Source organism: Paraburkholderia sp. BR10882 (assembly GCF_040948855.1).
Lineage (GTDB): Bacteria > Pseudomonadota > Gammaproteobacteria > Burkholderiales > Burkholderiaceae > Paraburkholderia > Paraburkholderia nodosa_A.
This window is the reverse complement of record NZ_JBFPKP010000008.1, coordinates 42620-61497: the sequence shown is the minus strand read 5'-3', so window position 1 is coordinate 61497 and position 18878 is coordinate 42620. Positions and strand designations below refer to the sequence as shown.

The following is an 18878-nucleotide window of genomic DNA, read 5'->3' as shown; positions in this document are numbered from 1 at the left end:
CCATCCGCTTGACAAGCGGGTTGCATGACTTTTAAGTGGCAGAAGTAGCGCCTATCTGCGACCCGCCACCTGCCGAGCCCCCCATGCGCCTCGCTCTCGCTCTTTGCCTAGCCGTGCTCGGCCCCGTCACGGGAACCTTCGCCGCCGACCTGCGCCCGGGCGTGGCGCAGCTCACGCCGGTGCCCCTCGAAGCGGGCACGCTGAATCCGGCAGGCAGCGCCGCGCAGGCGCCCTACACCAACGAAGCGGAAACGCAGACCTTCACCGTCAACGCGGACGGCTCGTACACCAAGCTCGACTCGCTCACGCTGCGCGTGAACACGGAGGCCGGCATCGCGCGCGCGGGCCAGTATTACGTGTGGTTCAACCGCGAGATGGCCCACGTGGAGGTGCTCGAAGCGTGGACCGAGGACGCCCAGGGCGGGCGACACGACGTGCGCCCCGAGCAGATCCGCGACGTGCAGGAGGTGCGCTCGTTCGACGCCCCGATGTTCCAGGACGTGCAGGACAAGGTGATCGTGTTCCCCGCCGTGGAGCCGGGCGCGCGCGTGCATCTCACGTGGCGCAAGATCCAGCGCGTGCCGCTCGTGCCGGGCTGGTTCAGCGACTTCACGCCGCCCGACCTCGCGCCCACGCACCGCTTTCGCGTGATCTACGACCTGCCCGCGAAAGTGCCGCTCTACGCCGACGCGCGCGGCTTCACGGTGCTGCCGCCGGCCACCGTGAACGGCCGCACGCGCTACGAGTACCGCTACGACAAGTCGAACTTCGAGCGCCTCGAATATGGCTCGGTCGCCTACGTGAGCTACGGCGACCGGCTGATGGTGTCCACCTTTCCCGATTACGCGGCCTTCGCGACGGTCTATCGCGAGGCGGCGGCGGATCCGACCGTGCGCGACCCGGCCATCGTGCGCCTTGCGCAGACGCTCACGGCGCACGACGATACGCCGCGCGCCAAAGCGCAAACGCTCTATGACTGGGTGCGCCGCAACATCCGCTACGTGGCGATGAATATCGGGCGCGGCGAGATCGTGCCGCACCACGTAACCGACGTGCTCGCGAACCGCTACGGCGACTGCAAGGACCACGTCGCACTCTACGGCGCGCTGCTCGGGGCCGTCGGCATCCGCAGCACGCCGGCGCTCGTGAACAGCGGCACGGTCTACACGCTGCCGAGCGTCCCCGGCTTCGGCGTGATCAATCACGTCATCACCTGGCTGCCCGATCTGCAGATGTTCGCGGACTCCACGGCGAGCAACATCGAGTTCGGCTATTTGCCGTCGACGGACATGGACCGCGAGGCCGTGCTCGCCGGCGACGGCACCCAGGTCCGCACGCCCGCCACGGCTACGACCACGCGCGAGAGCGATCTCGACATCACGGTCGCGCCCGACGGCTCGGCGCGCTTCATCTACCGCTTGCAGTCGGAGGGCTGGTCCGCCGAACAGACGCGCAGCGTGCTGCGCCTGCAAACGCCCGCGCAGCGCGAGGAGTCGCTGCAATGGGAGCTGCGCAACGCCAACCTGCGCGGCAACGCCACGCTCGCCTCCAGCCCGCTCGACGCCACGGCGGGTCCGCTCGTGCTCACGCTCACGGGCACCTTCGACGGTTTCGTCGACCCGGAAATGACCACGCCCGTGCCCACGCTCACGAGCTTCGTGGGCGGGCTCGACGCGAATCTGCGCTACTGGCTCGGCGAATCGCGGCGCACGCAGCCCTTCATGTGCCGCAACGTGGTGGTGACCGAGCGCACGCGCATCGTGCTGCCGCCGGGCATGCGCGTACTCGACGTCCCCATGCCGCAGCACGCCGACAACCGTTTCATCGATTTCAGTTCGCACTACGCGCTCGACCCGCAGGCGAATGTGCTGCGCGTCACGCGTACGGGTCAAACGCATTTCGCGAGCGACGTATGCAGCGCCGACGATTTCGCGCAGATGCGCCCCGCGTTCGAGACGATGGCGCGCGACCTGCGCGCGCAGTTGATCGTCAAGCCGTCGGCCCAGGGCGGCGCACCGGATAGTCCGGCGAGCGCGCAGTGAGCCGGCGCACGACGTTCACACGGGCCAGAGCGGTCCTTCCTGCATCGCGCCGATCTGCTCGCGCAGTTCGAGAATGCGCTCTTCCCAGTAGCGCTGCGTGTTGAACCACGGGAAGGCGGCCGGAAACGCGGGATCGTGCCAGCGGCGCGCGAGCCAGGCCGAGTAGTGGATGAGGCGCAGCGTGCGCAGCGCTTCGACGAGATGCAGCTCGCGCGGCTCGAATTCGCAGAAGTCCTCGTAACCCGCGAGCAAATCGGCCATTGCACGCGAAGCGCCCGCGCGATCGCCGGGCAAAAGCAGCCACAAATCCTGGATAGCGGGACCCATGCGGCTGTCGTCGAAGTCCACGAAATGCGGGCCGGCGTCGGTCCAGAGCACATTGCTCGGATGGCAGTCGCCGTGCAGGCGCAACGACCGCACCTCGCCCGCGCGCTCGAAGGCCGCCTCCACGCCTTCGAGCGCGAGCGTCACCGCGGCCTGCCATGCTTCGCGCACGTCCTCGGGCACGAAGCCGTGTTCGAGCAGATACGTGCGCGGCTCGTAGCCGTAGGACTGAATGTCGAGCGTGGGGCGTGCCTCGTACGACCTCGTTGCGCCCACGGCATGAATGCGCCCGATGAAACGGCCGAGCCATTCGAGCGTGTCGCTGCGGTCGAGATCCGGCGCGCGGCCGCCGCGCCGCTCGAACAGCGAGAAGCGATACCCGTCGAACTCGTGCAGCGTGCGCCCTTCGAAGGCGAGCGCAGGCACGGCCGGAATCTCGCGCGCGGCGAGTTCGGCGACGAATGCGTGCTCCTCGAGTATCGCCTCGTCGCTCCAGCGCTCAGGGCGATAGAACTTGGCGATGAGCGGCGGCCCGTCTTCCACGCCCACCTGGTACACGCGATTCTCGTAGCTGTTGAGCGCGAGCATGCGGCCATCCGTGCGGCGCTCGGCCGGGATCAGCACGCCATCGACGGCGTCGAGCACGCATTCGGGCGTGAGGCGCGCGTACGGCGCGGCTTGCTGGTCGCCGGGACCGGAGGGGCCGCCCGGGACAGGAGAAGGATCGTAATTCATACCCGCAATTGTGCCTCTTGCGGGCAGTGCCGGCGAGCAATCGCTGCGCACGGCAGACATGATGAACACAAACGCGGCGCACAACCCTGCGACGAGACGCAGGGCGCCTCGTCAACGTGTCACACGGCCCAGACTCAGTGGATCTGCGCGCCGGCGGGCATGACGTGCTCGCCCGTATCGATCAGATCTTCGAGAAAAAAGGGCTCGGTATTGAGCTGCGCCGACGTGCCGGGCTCCCCGGCATACCACGTCACCATCGCCATGTCGCCGAGAATGCGCATCACGATGCCGCGCGCACCCTGTGGCACCGCGATATGAACGGAACGGACAATAGAACCGATTTGCATGATGTTTCCCCGTTACCTCGCTACCTTCGCCGGCTCCCTCGAAGGAAGTCCGGTCGGCATGCTGACAAAAAAACCGATGCGCACGATCAGTTGCGCGCGCATCCAAACCCGCCTCGGGCGACCCGCTCTCGCCGCGCGCTTAAGCACGGCCGGACCCTTGGCAACCCCATTGTTGCCTGTTTGAGCGCGCGAGCAAAGCGAAAAAATAGGGGGGTGTATCAACGGCGGCATGCATTTGGCGCCTCGTGCCGCCACAGCCCCGCCCCGCTTCGCTCACGCATCTTACGAAAACCTGACTGTAACAGATGGTAAACCCCATTCTTCGCGACCTTGCTAGGGCAGTCCCTGAAAAAGTACGCTGATGCAAGGTGAGTGGCGCTATAGTCCTGTCCCAACCGTGCACCACAAAGGCCCGGCGCAGCACAGGCAAAGACCGCACGCGCGCCACAACAGCCCGCCACGATACCGATAACCTGAACGCTCGCCACCGCGGCCAGACCAGCCGCGCGAGCCAGACTCCGCCACCAGCGAAGGAACCCGCCGTTCCATGTGGATCGTTCGACTCGCGCTCAAGCGCCCGTACACGTTCGTCGTGCTCGCGTTGCTGCTTTTGATTGTCGGGCCGCTGACGATCCTGCGCACGCCCACGGACATCTTCCCGAACATCGACATTCCGGTGCTCTCGGTGATCTGGACCTACACGGGTCTGCCCGCCGACGAGATGGAAAAGCGCATCGTGCTCAACTACGAGCGCGGCCTTTCCGTGGCGGTGAACGATATCGAGCACACCGAATCGACGTCGCTGAATGGCATTGCGGTCGTGAAGATCTTCTTCCAGCCGCATGCCAATATCCAGGAAGCGCTCGCCGAAGTCACGGCGCTGTCACAGGCGCAGTTGCGCTCGCTGCCGCCCGGCATCCAGCCGCCGTTCATCCTGCGCTACAACGCCTCGACGGTGCCGATCCTGCGCCTGTCGCTGTCTTCGCCGCAGCTGACCGAGCAGGAGCTGTTCGACTACGGCAACAACTTCCTGAAGACGCAGCTCGCGACCGTGCCGGGCGCCTCCGCGCCGCTGCCCTATGGCGGCAAGCAGCGGCAGATCATGGTCGACATCAACCAGCGCGCGCTGCAGCAGCACAATCTCTCGCCCATGGACGTGGTGAACGCGATCAGCGCGCAAAACCTCATCCTGCCTTCGGGAACGGCCAAAATCGGCGCAACCGAATATTCGGTGACGATGAATGCAAGCCCCGAGAGCTTAGCGGGCCTGAACGACATTCCCGTGAAAACCACGGATAGCGGCACGATCTACATCCGCGACGTGGCGCACGTGCGCGACGGCTATGTGCCGCAAACCAATATCGTGCGCGTGGACGGACAGCGCGCCTCACTTCTCACCATCAACAAGAGCGGCAACACGTCGACGCTGGAGATCGTCGATCGCATCAAGGAAATGATGCCGACGCTGCGCAATCTCGTGCCACCGTCGCTCAATATCGATCCGGTCGCCGACCAGTCGCTGTTCGTGCGCGCCTCCGTGCAGGGCGTGCTGCGCGAAGCGCTCATCGCCGCCGCGCTCACGGCGCTCATGATCCTGCTGTTTCTCGGCAACTGGCGCGCCACGCTCATCATCGCGATCTCGATTCCGCTGTCGATGATCACCTCGGTCATCGTGCTCGCGGCGCTCGGCGAGACCATCAACATCATGACGCTGGGCGGGCTCGCGCTCGCGGTCGGCATTCTGGTTGACGACGCAACGGTCGCGATCGAGAACATCAGCCAGCAACTGGAGCAAGGCAAGACGCTGGAACAGGCGATTCTCGACGGCGCGCATCAGATCGCGATCCCCACGCTCGTCTCCACGCTCTCCATCTGCATCGTGTTCGTGCCGATGTTCCTGCTCACGGGCGTGGCGCATTACCTCTTCATTCCGCTCGCGGAAGCCGTGGTGTTTGCGATGCTGGCGTCGTACTTCTTCTCGCGTACGCTCGTTCCCACGCTCGCGAAGTACCTGATGCGCCACCATCGCAAGGCCGCCGACCTGCATCACACGCATGGCGCGACGCGCAATCCGTTCATGCGCGTGCACCTCGCGTTCGAGCGCGGCTTCGAGGGGCTGCGCGAGCGCTATCGCGAGTTTCTCACGGCGCGCGTGAAGCATCCCGTGTGGTTCGTGGTGGCGTTTCTCGCCTGCTGTGGCGCGTCGTTGCTGCTCATGCCGTTCCTCGGGCGCGACTTCTTTCCGCAGGTCGATGCGGGCACCATCGCGCTGCACGTGCGCGCGAAAACCGGCATGCGTGTGGAAGAAACTGCCGTGCTCGTCGACCGTATCGACAAGCGCGTGCGCACGCTGATTCCGCCGGGTGAGCTGCATTCGATCATCGACAACATCGGCCTGCCGGTCTCGGGCATCAACCTCTCGTACAGCAACACGGGCACCATCGGCACGTCCGACGCGGACGTGCTGATCTCGCTGAACGAGGACCATCACTCCACCGCCGGTTACGTGCGCCTCCTGCGGCACACGCTCAACAACGAGTTTCCGGGCGTGCAGTTCGCCTTCCTGCCCGCCGATATCGTGAGCCAGACGCTGAACTTCGGCATGCCCTCGCCCATCGATGTGCAGATCGTCGGGCGCGACGTGGCCGGCAACCGCGCGTTCGCGGCGAAGCTGCTCGCTCGGCTGCGCGGCGTGCCCGGTTTCGTCGACGCGCGCATCCAGCAGCCCGCGGACCTGCCGCGCATCTTCATCGACGTGGACCGCACGCGCGCGCAGCAGGCGGGCTTCACGCAGAAGGACGTGGCGAGCGACCTGCTCATCACACTCTCGGGCAGCCAGCAGACCACCCCCACGTTCTGGCTCAACCCGATCAACGGCGTGAGCTACAACGTCGTCACCGAAGCCCCGCAATACACGATCGATTCGCTGCAATCGCTCGCCAACATTCCACTCACCGCGAACGGGCGCAGCAACATACTCGGCTCGCTCGCGAGCATGCAGCGCATCTCGGGCGACGCGGTGGTCACGCACTACAACGCGCAGACCACTATCGACATTTACGGCACCGCCGACGGGCGCGACCTGGGCGCCGTTTCCGACGACATCGCGAAGATCGTCGACCAGACGCGCGGCGAGCTGCCGAAGACGTCGAGCATCAAGCTGCGCGGCCAGGTGCAGACGATGAACGATTCGTTCTCCGGACTGTTCGGCGGGCTCGTCTTCGCGATCGTGCTCGTGTATCTGCTGATCGTCGTGAACTTCCAGTCGTGGCTCGATCCGTTCATCATCATTACGGCGCTGCCGGGCGCGCTCGCGGGCATCGTCTGGATGCTGTTCCTCACGCACACCACGCTGTCCATTCCCGCGCTCACGGGCGCGATCATGTGTATCGGCATCGCCACGGCGAACTCCATTCTCGTCATCAGCTTCGCGCGCGAGCAGTTGCGCCTGCACGGCGATGCGGCGCGCGCCGCGATCGAAGCGGGCTACACGCGCTTTCGCCCCGTGCTCATGACCGCGCTCGCCATGGTGATCGGCATGGTGCCGATGGCCATCGGCCTGGGCGAAGGCGGCGAGCAGAACGCACCGCTCGGGCGCGCCGTGATCGGCGGCCTCGCGGTGGGCACGCTCGCCACGCTGATCTTCGTCCCCGTGGTGTTCTCGCTCATCTACCGCAAGCTCGGCGAGCGCCGCCAGCGCGCCAGTGAAAACGTGGTGCCCAAATCATGAATACCCTGTCATGACGAATCATTCGCAAACGCCTTCGCCGCAAGAGCCGTCGCGTCATCGATCGCGGCGCTGGCCCCTTGTGCTCGCCGCGCTCATCGTGCTCGGCCTCGCGGCGCAGGGCATCTGGTCGCGCCATAGCGCGCATGCGGCGCTCGAACGCGAGGCAAAGAGCGCGAGTACGCTGACCGTGCAGGTCGTCACGCCGCAGCGCTCGACGCGCGCGCTCGACCTCGTGCTGCCCGGCAACGTGCAGGCGTTTCTCGACACGCCGATCTACGCGCGCACGAGCGGCTATCTGCGCAAGTGGTACTTCGACATCGGCGCGCACGTGAAGGCGGGCCAGTTGCTCGCCGAAATCGACGCGCCCGAAGTGGACGACCAGTTGCGCGCCGCGCGCGCCGATCTCGCCAACGCCGAAGCGAACTACGCGCTCGCGAAAACCACGGCCGACCGCTGGACGCAGATGCTGCAAACGCGCTCGGTGGCAAAACAGGACACCGATGAAAAAGTCGGCGACATGCTCGCGAAAAAGGCCACGCTCGACTCCGCGCGCTTCAACGTCTCACGGCTCTCGCAGCTGCAGTCGTACGAACGCGTGACGGCGCCCTTCGACGGCATCGTCACGGCGCGCAACGTGGACGTGGGCGCACTCATCGACGCGGGCAACGGCGGCACCTCGCAAAAGGAGCTGTTCCATCTTGCGCAGGCCGACCGTCTGCGCGTGTACGCGAACGTGCCGCAGGCTTACGCGCAGCAGATCCGCGTGCAGCAGCATGCGTATCTCACGCTCAACGAAGAGCAGGGCAAGCACTTTCCCGGCATCGTCGCGCGCACGGCGGGTGCCGTCGATGCGCAGCAGCGCACGATGCTGGTCGAAGTCGATGTGGACAACCGCAGCGGCGAACTGTTGCCCGGCGCCTACGCGCAGGTCCACTTCGCGCTCGACGGTTCGGCCACGCCGATCACGCTGCCCGGCAACGCCTTCCTGTTCCGCCCCGACGGCGTGAAGGTGGCGACTGTCGATGCGCAAAATCGCGTGAAGCTCGTGAATGTGACGCTCGGCACCGACTTCGGCACGCGCGTGGCGGTGGCGTCGGGACTCACGGGCGACGAGCGCGTGATCGTCAATCCGCAGGACGCGATCGTCGACGGCACGCCGGTGCGCATCGTGCAGCCGCACGGCGAGCACGAGGCCGATGCGGCGCATGGCGCGAGCGGTGCGAGTGGCGCGGGCAGGAACACGGGCAACAGCGCGCAGGCGCAGGGCGAATGATGAAGCACGCGCGGATTCGACTGTGCGCGTTGGCCATGCTTGCGGCGCTCGGCGGCTGCAAGGGGGGCCCCGACTACGTGCGCCCCACCATGCCCGTGGCCGCGACGTTCAAGGAACTCGAAGGCACGGGCTGGACGATTGCGCAGCCCGCCGATAGCGCCTCGCGCGGCGCGTGGTGGACAATCTACGAGGACGCCACGCTCGACGCGCTCGAAGCCCAGGTCGAAGGCGCGAACCAGAACGTGCAGGCCGCGCAGGCGCACTTTCGCGCGGCGCGCGCGAACGTCGCGCAGCAGCGCTCGAGCTTTTTTCCGCTCGTGACGGCGAGCGGCGACTTCTCGCGCTACCGCACCTCGCAGAATCTCCTGTACACGTCGAAGGCCGGTCAAACGATCAACGACTACTCCGTGGGCATCGACGCCACATGGGAGCCCGATATCTGGGGCCGCGTCGCGCGCAACGTCGAGGCCGCCAAGGCGAACGCACAGGCGAGCGCCGCCGACATGCAGGCCGTGCTGCTCTCCATGCAGGCCGAACTCGCGACCGACTACTTCGAGCTGCGCGGCATCGACCGCGAACGGCAATTGCTCGACGACACGATCAAGGCCTACCGCGAATCGCTCGAACTCACGCAGAACCGCTACGCGGGCGGCATCGCCACCGACGCCGACGTGGGCCAGGCGCAAACGCAGCTGCAGACCACCGAGGCACAGGCGATCGATCTCGGCGTGCAGCGCGCTCAGCTCGAGCACGCCATCGCCATCCTGATCGGACAGTCGCCTTCCACGTTCACACTCGCTGCCGCGCCGAAGGAAGCCTACGCGGTGCGCGCGATCGCGAGCCCGCCGGGCGTGCCGTCGACGCTGCTCGAACGGCGCCCCGACATCGCGGCCGCAGAGCGCCGTGTGGCCGCCGCGAACGCGCAGGTGGGCGTGGCGACGGCGGCGTTCTTCCCGAACCTCATGCTCGCGGTCACGGGCGGCCTGGAGGCGACCAACTTCAGCCAGTGGCTCGTCGCGCCCGCGCGCTTCTGGTCGCTCGGGCCGACGCTCGCGGGCACGCTGATCGACTTCGGCGGGCGCGAGGCGGTGCGCAACGAAGCGCGCGCGCAGTACGACGAGAACGTCGCGCAATATCGCCAGACAGTGCTCGACGCCTTCGGCGAGGTCGAGGACAACCTCGCGTCGCTGCGCGTGCTGGAGCAGGAGGCGAACGCCCAGGACCGCGCGGTGGATGCCGCGCAGCGCACGCTCGTCACCATCAACAATCGCTATCTGGGCGGTGCGATCACCTATCTCGACGTGGTGGTCGCGCAAACCACGGCGCTCACCAACGAACGCCAGGCCGTGGCGATCTCGCGCCGGCGCATGGCGGCGAGCGTCGCGCTCGTGAAGGCGCTCGGCGGCGGCTGGAACGCGGCGGACTTGCCGAGCGACGCGGCGCTGGTCCACCCGGACGACGCGCACAAAGCGCAGCCCGCCAGCGGGCCGCAAGGCGCTGCGCCGGCCGCCGCTCGCAGCGCGCAGCCAGGCGCCTCGCGCGCTCCGGGCTAAACGGCCGCGCGGTCACGCCAGGCACCCGGCCTGCGGCGCTCGACAACGCCATTTGCCCAACAGGCGTATCGTTGCGCCTTTGCCATATTGCTGGAGATCCTGTCGTGACTGCATCACCGGGCGCCCCGCGCACTTCCGCGCCCTCCGCCGTTCCGTACATCGAACGCGGCACCCCCGCATTCTGGCGCGCAAGCCTCGCGCTGCTGTTCGCCGGCTACGCCACCTTTTCGCTTCTCTACTGCGTGCAGCCGCTCCTGCCCGCGTTCTCCCAGACCTTCGGCGTGAGCCCCGCGCAGAGCAGCCTCTCGCTCTCGTTCACCACGGCCGCGCTTTCCGTTGCGATCTTCGTCGCGGGCTTCGTCTCCGAAGGCTGGAGCCGGCGCGGCATGATGACCGCATCGCTGTGCGCCTCGTCGCTGCTCACGCTCGCCACCGCCTTCGTGCCGCACTGGCATGAGCTGCTCGTGCTGCGCACGCTGCTGGGCATCGCGCTCGGCGGCGTGCCCGCGGTGGCCATGGCCTGGCTCGCCGAGGAAATGCACCCGGACGGTCTCGGTCTCTCGATGGGCCTCTACGTCGGCGGCACGGCTATCGGCGGCATGGCGGGGCGCGTGATCACGGGCATCGTCACCGATCTGTTCGGCTGGCGTGCGGCCGTGGCCGTGATTGGCGTGCTCGGGCTCGCCTCCATGTTCGCGTTCCGCTCGCTGCTGCCGCCCTCGCGCCACTTCGCGCCGAAGAGCGGCCTCGGTTTCGTGCATCACCGCGCGGCGCTGCTGCGCCATTTCGCGCGGCCGGGTCTGCCCATGCTGTTCGTGATGGGCTTCGTGCTGATGGGCAGCTTCGTCACGGTCTACAACTACATCGGCTACCGGTTGATCGCGGCGCCTTATCACATGAGCCAGGCGGCCATCGGCGCGATCTTCCTCGTCTACCTGACGGGCGTGGTCGCCTCGCCGTGGTCGGGCCGCATGGCCGACACGTTCGGGCGCGGCCGCGTGCTGATCGCCAGTCTCGCGCTGATGCTCACGGGCGTCGTGCTCACGCTGTTCGCGCCGCTCACGGCGATTGCCGCGGGCATCGCCTGCCTGACCATCGGCTTCTTCGCGGGGCACGCAGTAGCAAGCGGCTGGGTTGGGCGCCTCGCGCGCGAAGCGAAGGGCCAGGCGGCTGCGCTTTACCTGCTCGCCTACTACCTCGGGTCGAGCGTGATGGGTTCGATCGGCGGACACTTCTGGGCCGGTGCAGGCTGGGGCGGCGTGGCCGGCCTCGTGATCGTGCTGCTGGTCGTGGGCCTAGCACTCGCGCTCACCTTGCGCGCGCGCGAGCGCGCCGGAGCGGCCTGAGCCCGCGCGGCATGCAACGTTCGCACCCGCGCCTCTGTGTGCCGCGGGCCACCGCAATCGAAAGGCGTCCGTAATATTCAGACGACTGGCGATTTGCGCGCCGCGCGCATCGCACCGCAGCGGAACTCCGCCTCTGGCGGGCTTTTGCGGCGCGACAGGAGATTCACGGAAAGCCTCGCGGCGCTCACGCGTGCCGCCGCGCTCGCCGGCCTCACCTATACTCGATTTCAGGCCCGGGGCCGCAGCGCCATGCCATCGGCATGGCGACGAGAACGACAACCACTGCGAGCCTTCGTCGCCCATACGATACGCAACCCCTGCATGGGACCGGAGTCAGTGCTGAAGCACTCACTCCGGATCGACAGGAGACAAGCATGGAAGGTTATTTCACGATCGGCGATTTCGTGATGATCATCCCGATGGCCCTCGCTGGCGCGCTCTTTCTTGGCGCAGTGCCGTGCGCAACGGAATTCAGACACAACACGCTGCGCGTGATCGGCGCGCTGATCGGCGTACTCGCGGCCGTTGCACTCGTCGAGACACTGCCGGCGCTGATGTAGCGGACGTCTGCCGTACGCTCCCTACGCACGGCGGCTCGCGATGCGCAGACGCGCGAACCGACGAAGCGGAATCCTCGCGGCTCGAAGCGCCGCGGCTTGCGCGCACGCGCGGCATTCGCTTGCCCCCTCCTCAGCCGGGATCGCCCCCCGGCTGCAAGCCCTTGAACTGACGCAACGCAGCGGCCAGATAGCCCGTTCGCGCAGACGCGCCTGCGGCCTCTTCGGCGTGTGCTAGCGCGGGCAGCGCCGTCCACGGCAGCGTCGGACGCAGATGATGCTGGCGATGCAGATGGTGATTCATCAGCAGCACGCCCAGCGCACGCGGCACGCGAAAATCCCGCGCGCGACCCGGTTCGTCGAGCGCGACGCCGTAGTGCGGCAGGTTGTCGGCGAGCGAGAGCCACAGTCCGCGCAGATACATCACCGCGAGCAGCACGGGCCAGGCCTTGCCGTAGAGCGCGAACGAAGCCGCATAGAGGGCGAGCGACGCAAGCCAGTCGCGCCGCGCACGGCCGCGCCTCACGGGATCGGTGGCGTGGTTCGCGAAGAGCCGCTGCACCTGCACGCCTTCGCGGCCATGCGCGCCCACGCCGCGCTCGATGATCGCGCGCGCGAGCCGCCCCGGCATGAACGCCAAGAGCGGCAGCAGCAATTCGGCGAGGTAGAGGCCGCCCATCAGCCGCCCGTAGTACGCCACGCGACGACGCCAGCGCGGGCCGCTCGCGCCGTGCGTGTCGTGCACATCGGGCCGGTCGAACGGCTCGCGCGTGAAGCGATGATGCATCAGGTGTCCGAAACGCACGGCGTCGAACGGCATCGCCAGACCGATCGCGAGCGCGCGGGCGAGCCATTCGTTCACGCGCCGGTCGCGCGCCAGCTGTCCGTGGATAGCTTCGTGAATGAGGCCCCAGTGGATCGGCGTGGCGAGCACGACGGGGGCGAGCGTCGCCAGCAAGGCGAGCGTCGGGCCGCCCGTTGCGTCCAGCAAGAGCGGCAATCCGACGAGTTCGTAGCAGAGCGCGGTGAACGCGAATGCGATCAGCGCGGCGTTGGTGCGAGCCGCCGTTGCGGGCTGGGGCGAGTGGGTTGGCCGCCTGGCGGGTTCAGCGCGGGTGGCGGACGGGGAAAGCGCTTCAGTTTCGGCGCTCGAGAACTCCATGGTGATTCCTCGCGGCAAAGGCTGCCGCGACGTTAGCAGGGCCACATGACAAAGCGAAGAACGGCGCGCCGCGCGGCCACGGCCGATGTAAGGCCTATCGTTCGCGCATAAAAAACCGCCTCGCGAGGAGGCGGTTCCTTGCGCCGGCAAGCAGGCAGAAGCGTGCCGCTCAGATGGGCTGATCGGTCGACGGCTTCTCCCACAGGTTCACGCCGCCTTCGGTCGCATAGCGGTCGATCTCCGCGAGTTCTTCCTTCGAGAACTCGAGGTTCTTCAACGCCGCGACGTTCTCGCGCACCTGCTCCGCGCGGCTCGCGCCGATCAGCGCCGAGGTCACGCGGCCGCCGCGCAGCGTCCAGGCGATCGCCATCTGCGCGAGGCTCTGGCCGCGGCGCAGCGCGAGGTCGTTGAGCTTGCGCACGTGCTCGATGTTCTGCTCGCTCAGGTGCTCGCTCTTGAGCGAGCCGCCGCCCGGACGGTTCACGCGCGCGTCTTCGGGCACACCGTTCAGGTACTTGTTCGTGAGCACGCCCTGCGCGAGCGGCGTGAACGCGATGCTGCCCGTTCCCAGGTCCTCGAGCGTGTCGAGCAGTTCTTCCTCGACCCAGCGGTTGAGCATGTTGTACGACGGCTGGTGAATGAGCAGCGGCACCTTGTATTCGGCGAGCAGTCGCGCCATTTCGCGCGTCTTCGCGGGCGAATACGACGAGATGCCGACATAGAGCGCCTTGCCCTGCTGCACGGCCGTGGCCAGCGCGCCCGCCGTCTCTTCGAGCGGCGTTTCCACGTCGAAGCGGTGCGAATAGAAGATGTCGACGTAGTCGAGGCCCATGCGCTGCAGGCTCTGATCGAGGCTCGCGAGCACGTACTTGCGCGAGCCGCCGCCCTGGCCGTACGGGCCCGGCCACATGTCCCAACCCGCCTTCGACGAGATCAGCAGTTCGTCCCGGTAAGGACGGAAATCGTCCTTGAAAATGCGGCCGAAGTTGGTTTCGGCACTGCCGTACGGCGGCCCGTAGTTGTTCGCGAGGTCGAAGTGCGTGATGCCGAGATCGAACGCGGTGCGCAGGATGTCGCGCTGGGTCGAGATCGGCGTGGTGTCGCCGAAGTTGTGCCACAGACCGAGCGACAGCGCGGGCAGCTTGAGCCCCGACTTGCCGCAAAAGCGGTACTGCATGTCCGAATAGCGTTCTGAGGCTGCTTCGTAAGCCATGATCTGAATCCTCGGCGAAAACGGGAAGTGAGCGAAGGGATGGGCGCGACGTGCCGTGGGCGCGACGCTCGCGTGAGGCAGCTATGTTAGCCAATCCGCCCAAGCCGTGCAGATGCCCACTATGCGGGAAAGGCGATGGAGAGCGCGTGTCAGGCCGGTGAAAAAACCGCACCCTGGACGCGCCGCGGCCGCTCGCCTACACTGCGGCGTCCATCCTTTGCGAGAGGTTGTTCATGGCCAAAGCGATTTCGATCGCGCTCATCGCCTGTGGCGTCGTCCTGTTGTACTTCGGCGGCCAGTCGCTCCATTCGTTCGCGAACGACATGTCGCGCCTCTTTACCGGCGCGCCCACCAATCGCACGATCCTCCTGATTGGGGGCGGCATCGCCGCGACGCTCGCGGGCATCACCGGGCTTGCGATGTCGGGGCGTCGGCGCTAACGAAGAGCACGACTGCGTCGCCTCAGAACCTCACCTCGGGCTTCGACGCCGAGCGCGTGCCCGGCAGCGGCACGTTGCTCGCGCCGTGATAGGTGTACACGAGCGAAAACTTCACCTGATCGCTCTGGTTCTGCCCCGCCGAATGCAGCGTGTTGCAGTGGAAGAAGACCACATCGCCGGCGGCGAGCGTCGGGGCGATGGCGCGATCGATCCACGCCTTGTTCTCGGGCAGGTCGGCGCGGAAGAATTTCGCGGCGTCGAACCTGTCCGAGGTGAACGGCGCGTCATGCGAGCCCGGCACGAACCATAGACCGCCGTTTTCCATCTTCTCCGGCCCGAGCGCGAGCCAGACCGACACGAGGTCGTCGCGCTCGAACGACCAGTAGCGCACGTCGCGGTGCCAGCCCGTCAGGCTGCCGTAGTGCGGGTGCTTCGTCATCATGCAGTTGTGATGCGCACGCGAGAGGACCGGCTCCTCGCCGAAATACAGCTCCATCCATCCCGCGATTTCCGGCGACGTGGCCCACTCGCGATACAGCGCGTGGCGCGAGTAGGCGTCGAGCAGGCGCCGCACCGTGTGGCCGCCGGGAGCGGCCTTCGATTCGGGCGCGCCGGGGTAGCGCAAATCGGCTTCGAATTCGAGCGGCGCCGCAGCCGCCTGCAACTGCTCCTGCGCAACCCGCTTGATCGCCTCGCAGCGCTCGGGCGAAACGAGCCCTGGCACGACCACGAAGCCGCGCTCGCGCAGCGCCTGCACCTGTTCTTTCTTTGAATGGACTGACATGGGACTTCCGTTATGCGATCTCGATGCGAGCAAGGGCCGCAGCCTGCGTTCGTCGCTTCGTCAAACGATAAGGCTGAGGCGTCGGCGCGCGCCGACTCATCGATTGTAAAGCGTGCCGGCACGGCGGGAAGGACCACGCGCTCACACGAAGTGGCTCCATGCGCGCCTCGGATCGAGCCGCACGCGAATGGCGCACGCGCACCGCGATGAAGACAAAGGGCGGGATCGTGTGCATCAAAGACGCGCAGGGCCGGGTATTAACCGACTTTTTGCGGTCACGATTCGCGTGTAGCCTGTCGCGATGTTGTTCGACTTCGCCGAATTCTCATCGCACGGACGGATCGCCGTGAACGCCTTGCCACACAAGGTGCTCCAACAGAAGAATCCGTCGCGTCGCGTCCTACGCCGCGCCATGCGGCCCGTCTCCCGTCCACCGACATCGTGACGCCCTGAAAGACAGGCACGTTTGCTGCTCGATGCAAAGCGTCGCGCAAGGCGCACCTCGAACCCGATTGCTCAACCGCCATGCATACCCTCTTCGATACTCAACGCATGACCCACGCCGCCCACACTGCCCTGAAAGCGGCACGCCCAGCCCGCCGTCACCTCGTGCGCGCACTGCGACACCACGCCGCCCGCACCCGCGCGCTCACGCAACAAGTGCGCGAAGCGAAGCCCGTCGACGGCATGCGCAGCTGGTTCCACTCGTTCTTCGCCGTGCTGCGCATGCGCTCGGGCTCGCGTCACTTCTCGCTGCGCACGCTGCTGTATCGTCCGAATGCACCGCTGCGCACGCTCGCCGCGCCTTCCACGGTTCATGTGGCGCGCAGCACGCGCAAGCCGCGCCGGATGGCCGCGAGCAGTGCGGGCTGGTTCGGCTTCGCGATGCGCTGAGACCCGCGCGCGACCCACGCCGCGCGATCCGCAGAAAACAAAAAACCCCGCACGGGCTTGCGCCCTGCGGGGTTTTTCTTCGCTTGCTTCACTTGAGCCGGCGCGAGGCCGGCTTATGCGAACGCTTACGCGACGGCTGCGCTCACCGGCTCCGTGCCGGCGGCTTCGGCCAGAGTCAGCGCCTTGTCGGTCGCTTCCCACGAGAATTCCGGCTCTTCACGGCCGAAGTGGCCATAAGCGGCGGTCTTTTCGTAGATCGGGCGCAGCAGGTCGAGCATCTGGATGATGCCCTTCGGACGCAGGTCGAAGTGTTCGCGCACGAGCTTCGTGATCGTCGCGTCCGAAACCTTGCCGGTGCCGAACGTGTTGACCATGACCGAGGTCGGCTCGGCCACGCCGATGGCGTACGACACCTGAATCAGGCAGCGCGACGCGAGGCCGGCGGCCACGATGTTCTTCGCGACATAACGGCCGGCGTAGGCTGCCGAGCGGTCCACCTTCGACGGATCCTTGCCCGAGAACGCACCGCCGCCGTGCGGGGCTGCGCCGCCGTACGTATCGACGATGATCTTGCGGCCCGTGAGACCGCAATCGCCCTGCGGGCCGCCGATCACGAAGCGACCGGTCGGGTTCACGAGGAACTTGATGTCGCCCTTGATCAACTCGGCCGGCAGCACCGGCTTGATGACTTCCTCGATCACGGCTTCGCGCAGCGTGCCGAGGTCGATGTCCGGCGAGTGCTGGGTGGAGAGCACGACGGTGTCGATGGCGTGCGGCCGGCCGTCGACGTAGCGAATCGTGACCTGCGACTTCGCATCCGGACGCAGCCACGGCAGACGGCCGTCGCGGCGCAGGTTCGACTGGCGCTCGACCAGACGGTGCGACAGGTGGATCGGCAGCGGCATCAGCTCGGGCGTTTCGTCGCACGCATAGCCGAACATCAGGCCCTGGTCGCCGGCGCCCTGGTCGAGGTTGTTGTCGTGCGCGCGGTCCACGCCCTGGGCGATGTCCGGCGACTGCTTGTCGTAAGCGACGAGCACCGCGCAGCCGCGGTAGTCGATGCCGTAGTCGGTGTTGTCGTAGCCGATGCGCTTGATGGTGTCGCGCGCGACCTGGATGTAGTCGACGTTGGCCGTCGTGGTGATTTCACCGGCCAGCACGACGAGACCCGTGTTGCACAGCGTTTCCGCTGCAACGCGCGAGTACTTGTCTTGCGTGAGGATGGCGTCGAGGATCGCGTCCGAGATCTGGTCGGCGACCTTGTCCGGATGGCCTTCGGAGACGGATTCGGAGGTGAAGAAATAGTCGTTTGCCACGTGTCTAGCTCCTTGTAGCTGGTGACGGTTGAGTTCACGTAGCCAGCTTCGGGAGCTTTGAAGCGGCGACGCTTTAGCGGAATTGCTGCCCGGTTGCCATGATTCGCGTTCGATTACGCGCAGTTCACAGCCCACCGGCTTCGCCCCGCAAGTTGTCTATTAACTCGGCGAAGCCCTTATTATAGCGACTTCCTTAAATTGTCGCAGAGTCTCTCCCGCGTGCCGCTCATCGCCCCCTTCACAGTTCGCAAGCCCTGCAGCGGAGTTGCCGCATGATAGGCAAACTCGGCTCCCGTTTCGCCATCGGCCTGCTCAAGCTGTTCGCGATCCTGCCCTATGGCTTCGTCGCGCGTCTGGGCGACGGCCTCGGCTGGCTGCTCTACAAGATCCCGAGCCGGCGCAAGCGCGTCGTTCATACGAATCTGCGGCTGTGCTTCCCCGAATGGAGCGACGAAAAGCGCGAGGAAGTGGCGGGGCTGCACTTTCGCCACGCCATTCGCAGCTACATGGAGCGCAGCGTGCAATGGTTCGCCTCGGCGAAGAAGCTCGAAAAGATCGTCGAACTCGACAGCGAGATCGATCTCACCGATCCGCACCTGCCGCCGACGCTCTTTCTCGGCCTGCATTTCGTGGGCATCGAGGCGGGCTCCATGTTTCTGAACTACTCGCTGCACCGGCCGTGCGGCTCGCTCTACCAGCCGTTCTCGAACCCGGAATTCGAAGCCGCGGCCAAGGCGGGACGCAGCCGTTTCGGCGCGGAAATGGTGAGCCGCGCGGACAGCGCGCGCGCCGTGCTGCGCTGGCTGCGCGACAAGAAGCCCGTGATGCTCGGCGCCGACATGGACTACGGCATGCGCAATTCCACGTTCGTGCCCTTCTTCGGCGTGCCGGCGTGCACGCTGACTGCGGTGGGACGTCTGGCGAAGGTCGGTCATGCGCAGGTGGTACCGTTCATCGGCGAGGTGTTGCCCAATTACAAGGGTTATCGGCTGAAAGTGTTCAAACCTTGGGAAAATTATCCAACCGGCGACGACGATCTCGACGCGCGCCGCATGAACGCCTTCCTCGAAGAACAGATTCCGCACATTCCCGAGCAGTACTACTGGGTCCACAAGCGCTTCAAGACGCGCCCGCCAGGCGAGCCGAGCGTCTATCACTGAGC

At 66.6% G+C, this 18878-nt stretch carries 15 protein-coding genes; 9 read left to right on the top strand and 6 right to left on the bottom strand.

Annotated elements, in window-relative coordinates:
- Positions 1 to 83: 83 nt before the first annotated feature.
- Complete coding sequence (locus AB3X99_RS20985) at positions 84 to 2042, top strand: DUF3857 domain-containing transglutaminase family protein (RefSeq protein WP_368618023.1); 1959 nt, start codon at positions 84 to 86, stop codon at positions 2040 to 2042.
- Positions 2043 to 2057: 15 nt separating this feature from the next.
- On the opposite strand, the gene AB3X99_RS20980 is transcribed toward AB3X99_RS20985, so the two are convergent.
- On the bottom strand, positions 2058 to 3101 hold the full coding sequence (locus AB3X99_RS20980; protein WP_368618022.1) for a serine/threonine protein kinase: 1044 nt from the start codon (positions 3099 to 3101) through the stop codon (positions 2058 to 2060).
- A 134-nt stretch (positions 3102 to 3235) separates the two neighbouring features.
- Positions 3236 to 3448: a hypothetical protein gene (locus tag AB3X99_RS20975; protein ID WP_069265225.1), complete on the bottom strand. Its 213-nt coding sequence runs from the start codon at positions 3446 to 3448 to the stop codon at positions 3236 to 3238.
- Positions 3449 to 3995: 547 nt separating this feature from the next.
- Between AB3X99_RS20975 and AB3X99_RS20970 the strand changes: the two genes are divergently transcribed.
- The 5 genes from AB3X99_RS20970 to AB3X99_RS20950 all read left to right on the top strand — a co-directional run bounded on the left by AB3X99_RS20970 (position 3996) and on the right by AB3X99_RS20950 (position 11910).
- The gene (locus AB3X99_RS20970; protein WP_368618021.1) at positions 3996 to 7178 is read left to right on the top strand and encodes an efflux RND transporter permease subunit; all 3183 of its coding nucleotides are present in this window, start codon (positions 3996 to 3998) and stop codon (positions 7176 to 7178) included.
- A 10-nt stretch (positions 7179 to 7188) separates the two neighbouring features.
- Positions 7189 to 8451, top strand: coding sequence for an efflux RND transporter periplasmic adaptor subunit (locus AB3X99_RS20965; protein ID WP_368618020.1), 1263 nt, complete (start codon positions 7189 to 7191; stop codon positions 8449 to 8451).
- The gene (locus AB3X99_RS20960; protein WP_368618019.1) at positions 8448 to 10004 is read left to right on the top strand and encodes an efflux transporter outer membrane subunit; all 1557 of its coding nucleotides are present in this window, start codon (positions 8448 to 8450) and stop codon (positions 10002 to 10004) included. The genes AB3X99_RS20965 and AB3X99_RS20960 overlap by 4 nt, the downstream gene beginning before the upstream one ends.
- Before the next feature lie 104 nt (positions 10005 to 10108).
- Positions 10109 to 11350, top strand: a complete 1242-nt coding sequence (locus AB3X99_RS20955; RefSeq protein WP_368618018.1) for an MFS transporter — start codon at positions 10109 to 10111, stop codon at positions 11348 to 11350.
- Positions 11351 to 11724: 374 nt separating this feature from the next.
- A complete protein-coding gene (locus AB3X99_RS20950; protein ID WP_028203177.1) occupies positions 11725 to 11910 on the top strand; it encodes a hypothetical protein in 186 nt (61 codons plus the stop codon).
- A gap of 130 nt (positions 11911 to 12040) precedes the next feature.
- On the opposite strand, the gene AB3X99_RS20945 is transcribed toward AB3X99_RS20950, so the two are convergent.
- Positions 12041 to 13069 carry a fatty acid desaturase gene (locus tag AB3X99_RS20945; RefSeq protein ID WP_368618017.1) on the bottom strand — a complete coding sequence of 343 codons (1029 nt, stop codon included), beginning with the start codon at positions 13067 to 13069 and terminating at the stop codon, positions 12041 to 12043.
- A 169-nt stretch (positions 13070 to 13238) separates the two neighbouring features.
- Positions 13239 to 14282, bottom strand: a complete 1044-nt coding sequence (gene mgrA / locus AB3X99_RS20940) for an L-glyceraldehyde 3-phosphate reductase (RefSeq protein ID WP_342949109.1) — start codon at positions 14280 to 14282, stop codon at positions 13239 to 13241.
- A gap of 233 nt (positions 14283 to 14515) precedes the next feature.
- Here mgrA and AB3X99_RS20935 point away from each other — a divergent pair, with 233 nt between their 5' ends.
- Positions 14516 to 14722: a DUF3185 family protein gene (locus AB3X99_RS20935; RefSeq protein WP_069264683.1), complete on the top strand. Its 207-nt coding sequence runs from the start codon at positions 14516 to 14518 to the stop codon at positions 14720 to 14722.
- 22 nt (positions 14723 to 14744) lie between these two features.
- Here the strand turns inward: AB3X99_RS20935 and AB3X99_RS20930 are convergent, their stop codons facing one another.
- The gene (locus AB3X99_RS20930; RefSeq protein ID WP_342949110.1) at positions 14745 to 15506 is read right to left on the bottom strand and encodes a phytanoyl-CoA dioxygenase family protein; all 762 of its coding nucleotides are present in this window, start codon (positions 15504 to 15506) and stop codon (positions 14745 to 14747) included.
- Positions 15507 to 16031: 525 nt separating this feature from the next.
- Between AB3X99_RS20930 and AB3X99_RS20925 the strand changes: the two genes are divergently transcribed.
- The gene (locus AB3X99_RS20925) at positions 16032 to 16400 is read left to right on the top strand and encodes a hypothetical protein (protein WP_069264679.1); all 369 of its coding nucleotides are present in this window, start codon (positions 16032 to 16034) and stop codon (positions 16398 to 16400) included.
- Between the two features lie 125 nt (positions 16401 to 16525).
- Here AB3X99_RS20925 and metK read toward each other — a convergent pair whose 3' ends face one another.
- Positions 16526 to 17716, bottom strand: coding sequence for a methionine adenosyltransferase (metK, locus tag AB3X99_RS20920; RefSeq protein WP_028203182.1), 1191 nt, complete (start codon positions 17714 to 17716; stop codon positions 16526 to 16528).
- 272 nt (positions 17717 to 17988) lie between these two features.
- Between metK and AB3X99_RS20915 the strand changes: the two genes are divergently transcribed.
- On the top strand, positions 17989 to 18876 hold the full coding sequence (locus AB3X99_RS20915) for a lipid A biosynthesis lauroyl acyltransferase (RefSeq protein ID WP_368618016.1): 888 nt from the start codon (positions 17989 to 17991) through the stop codon (positions 18874 to 18876).
- Positions 18877 to 18878 lie beyond the last annotated feature (2 nt).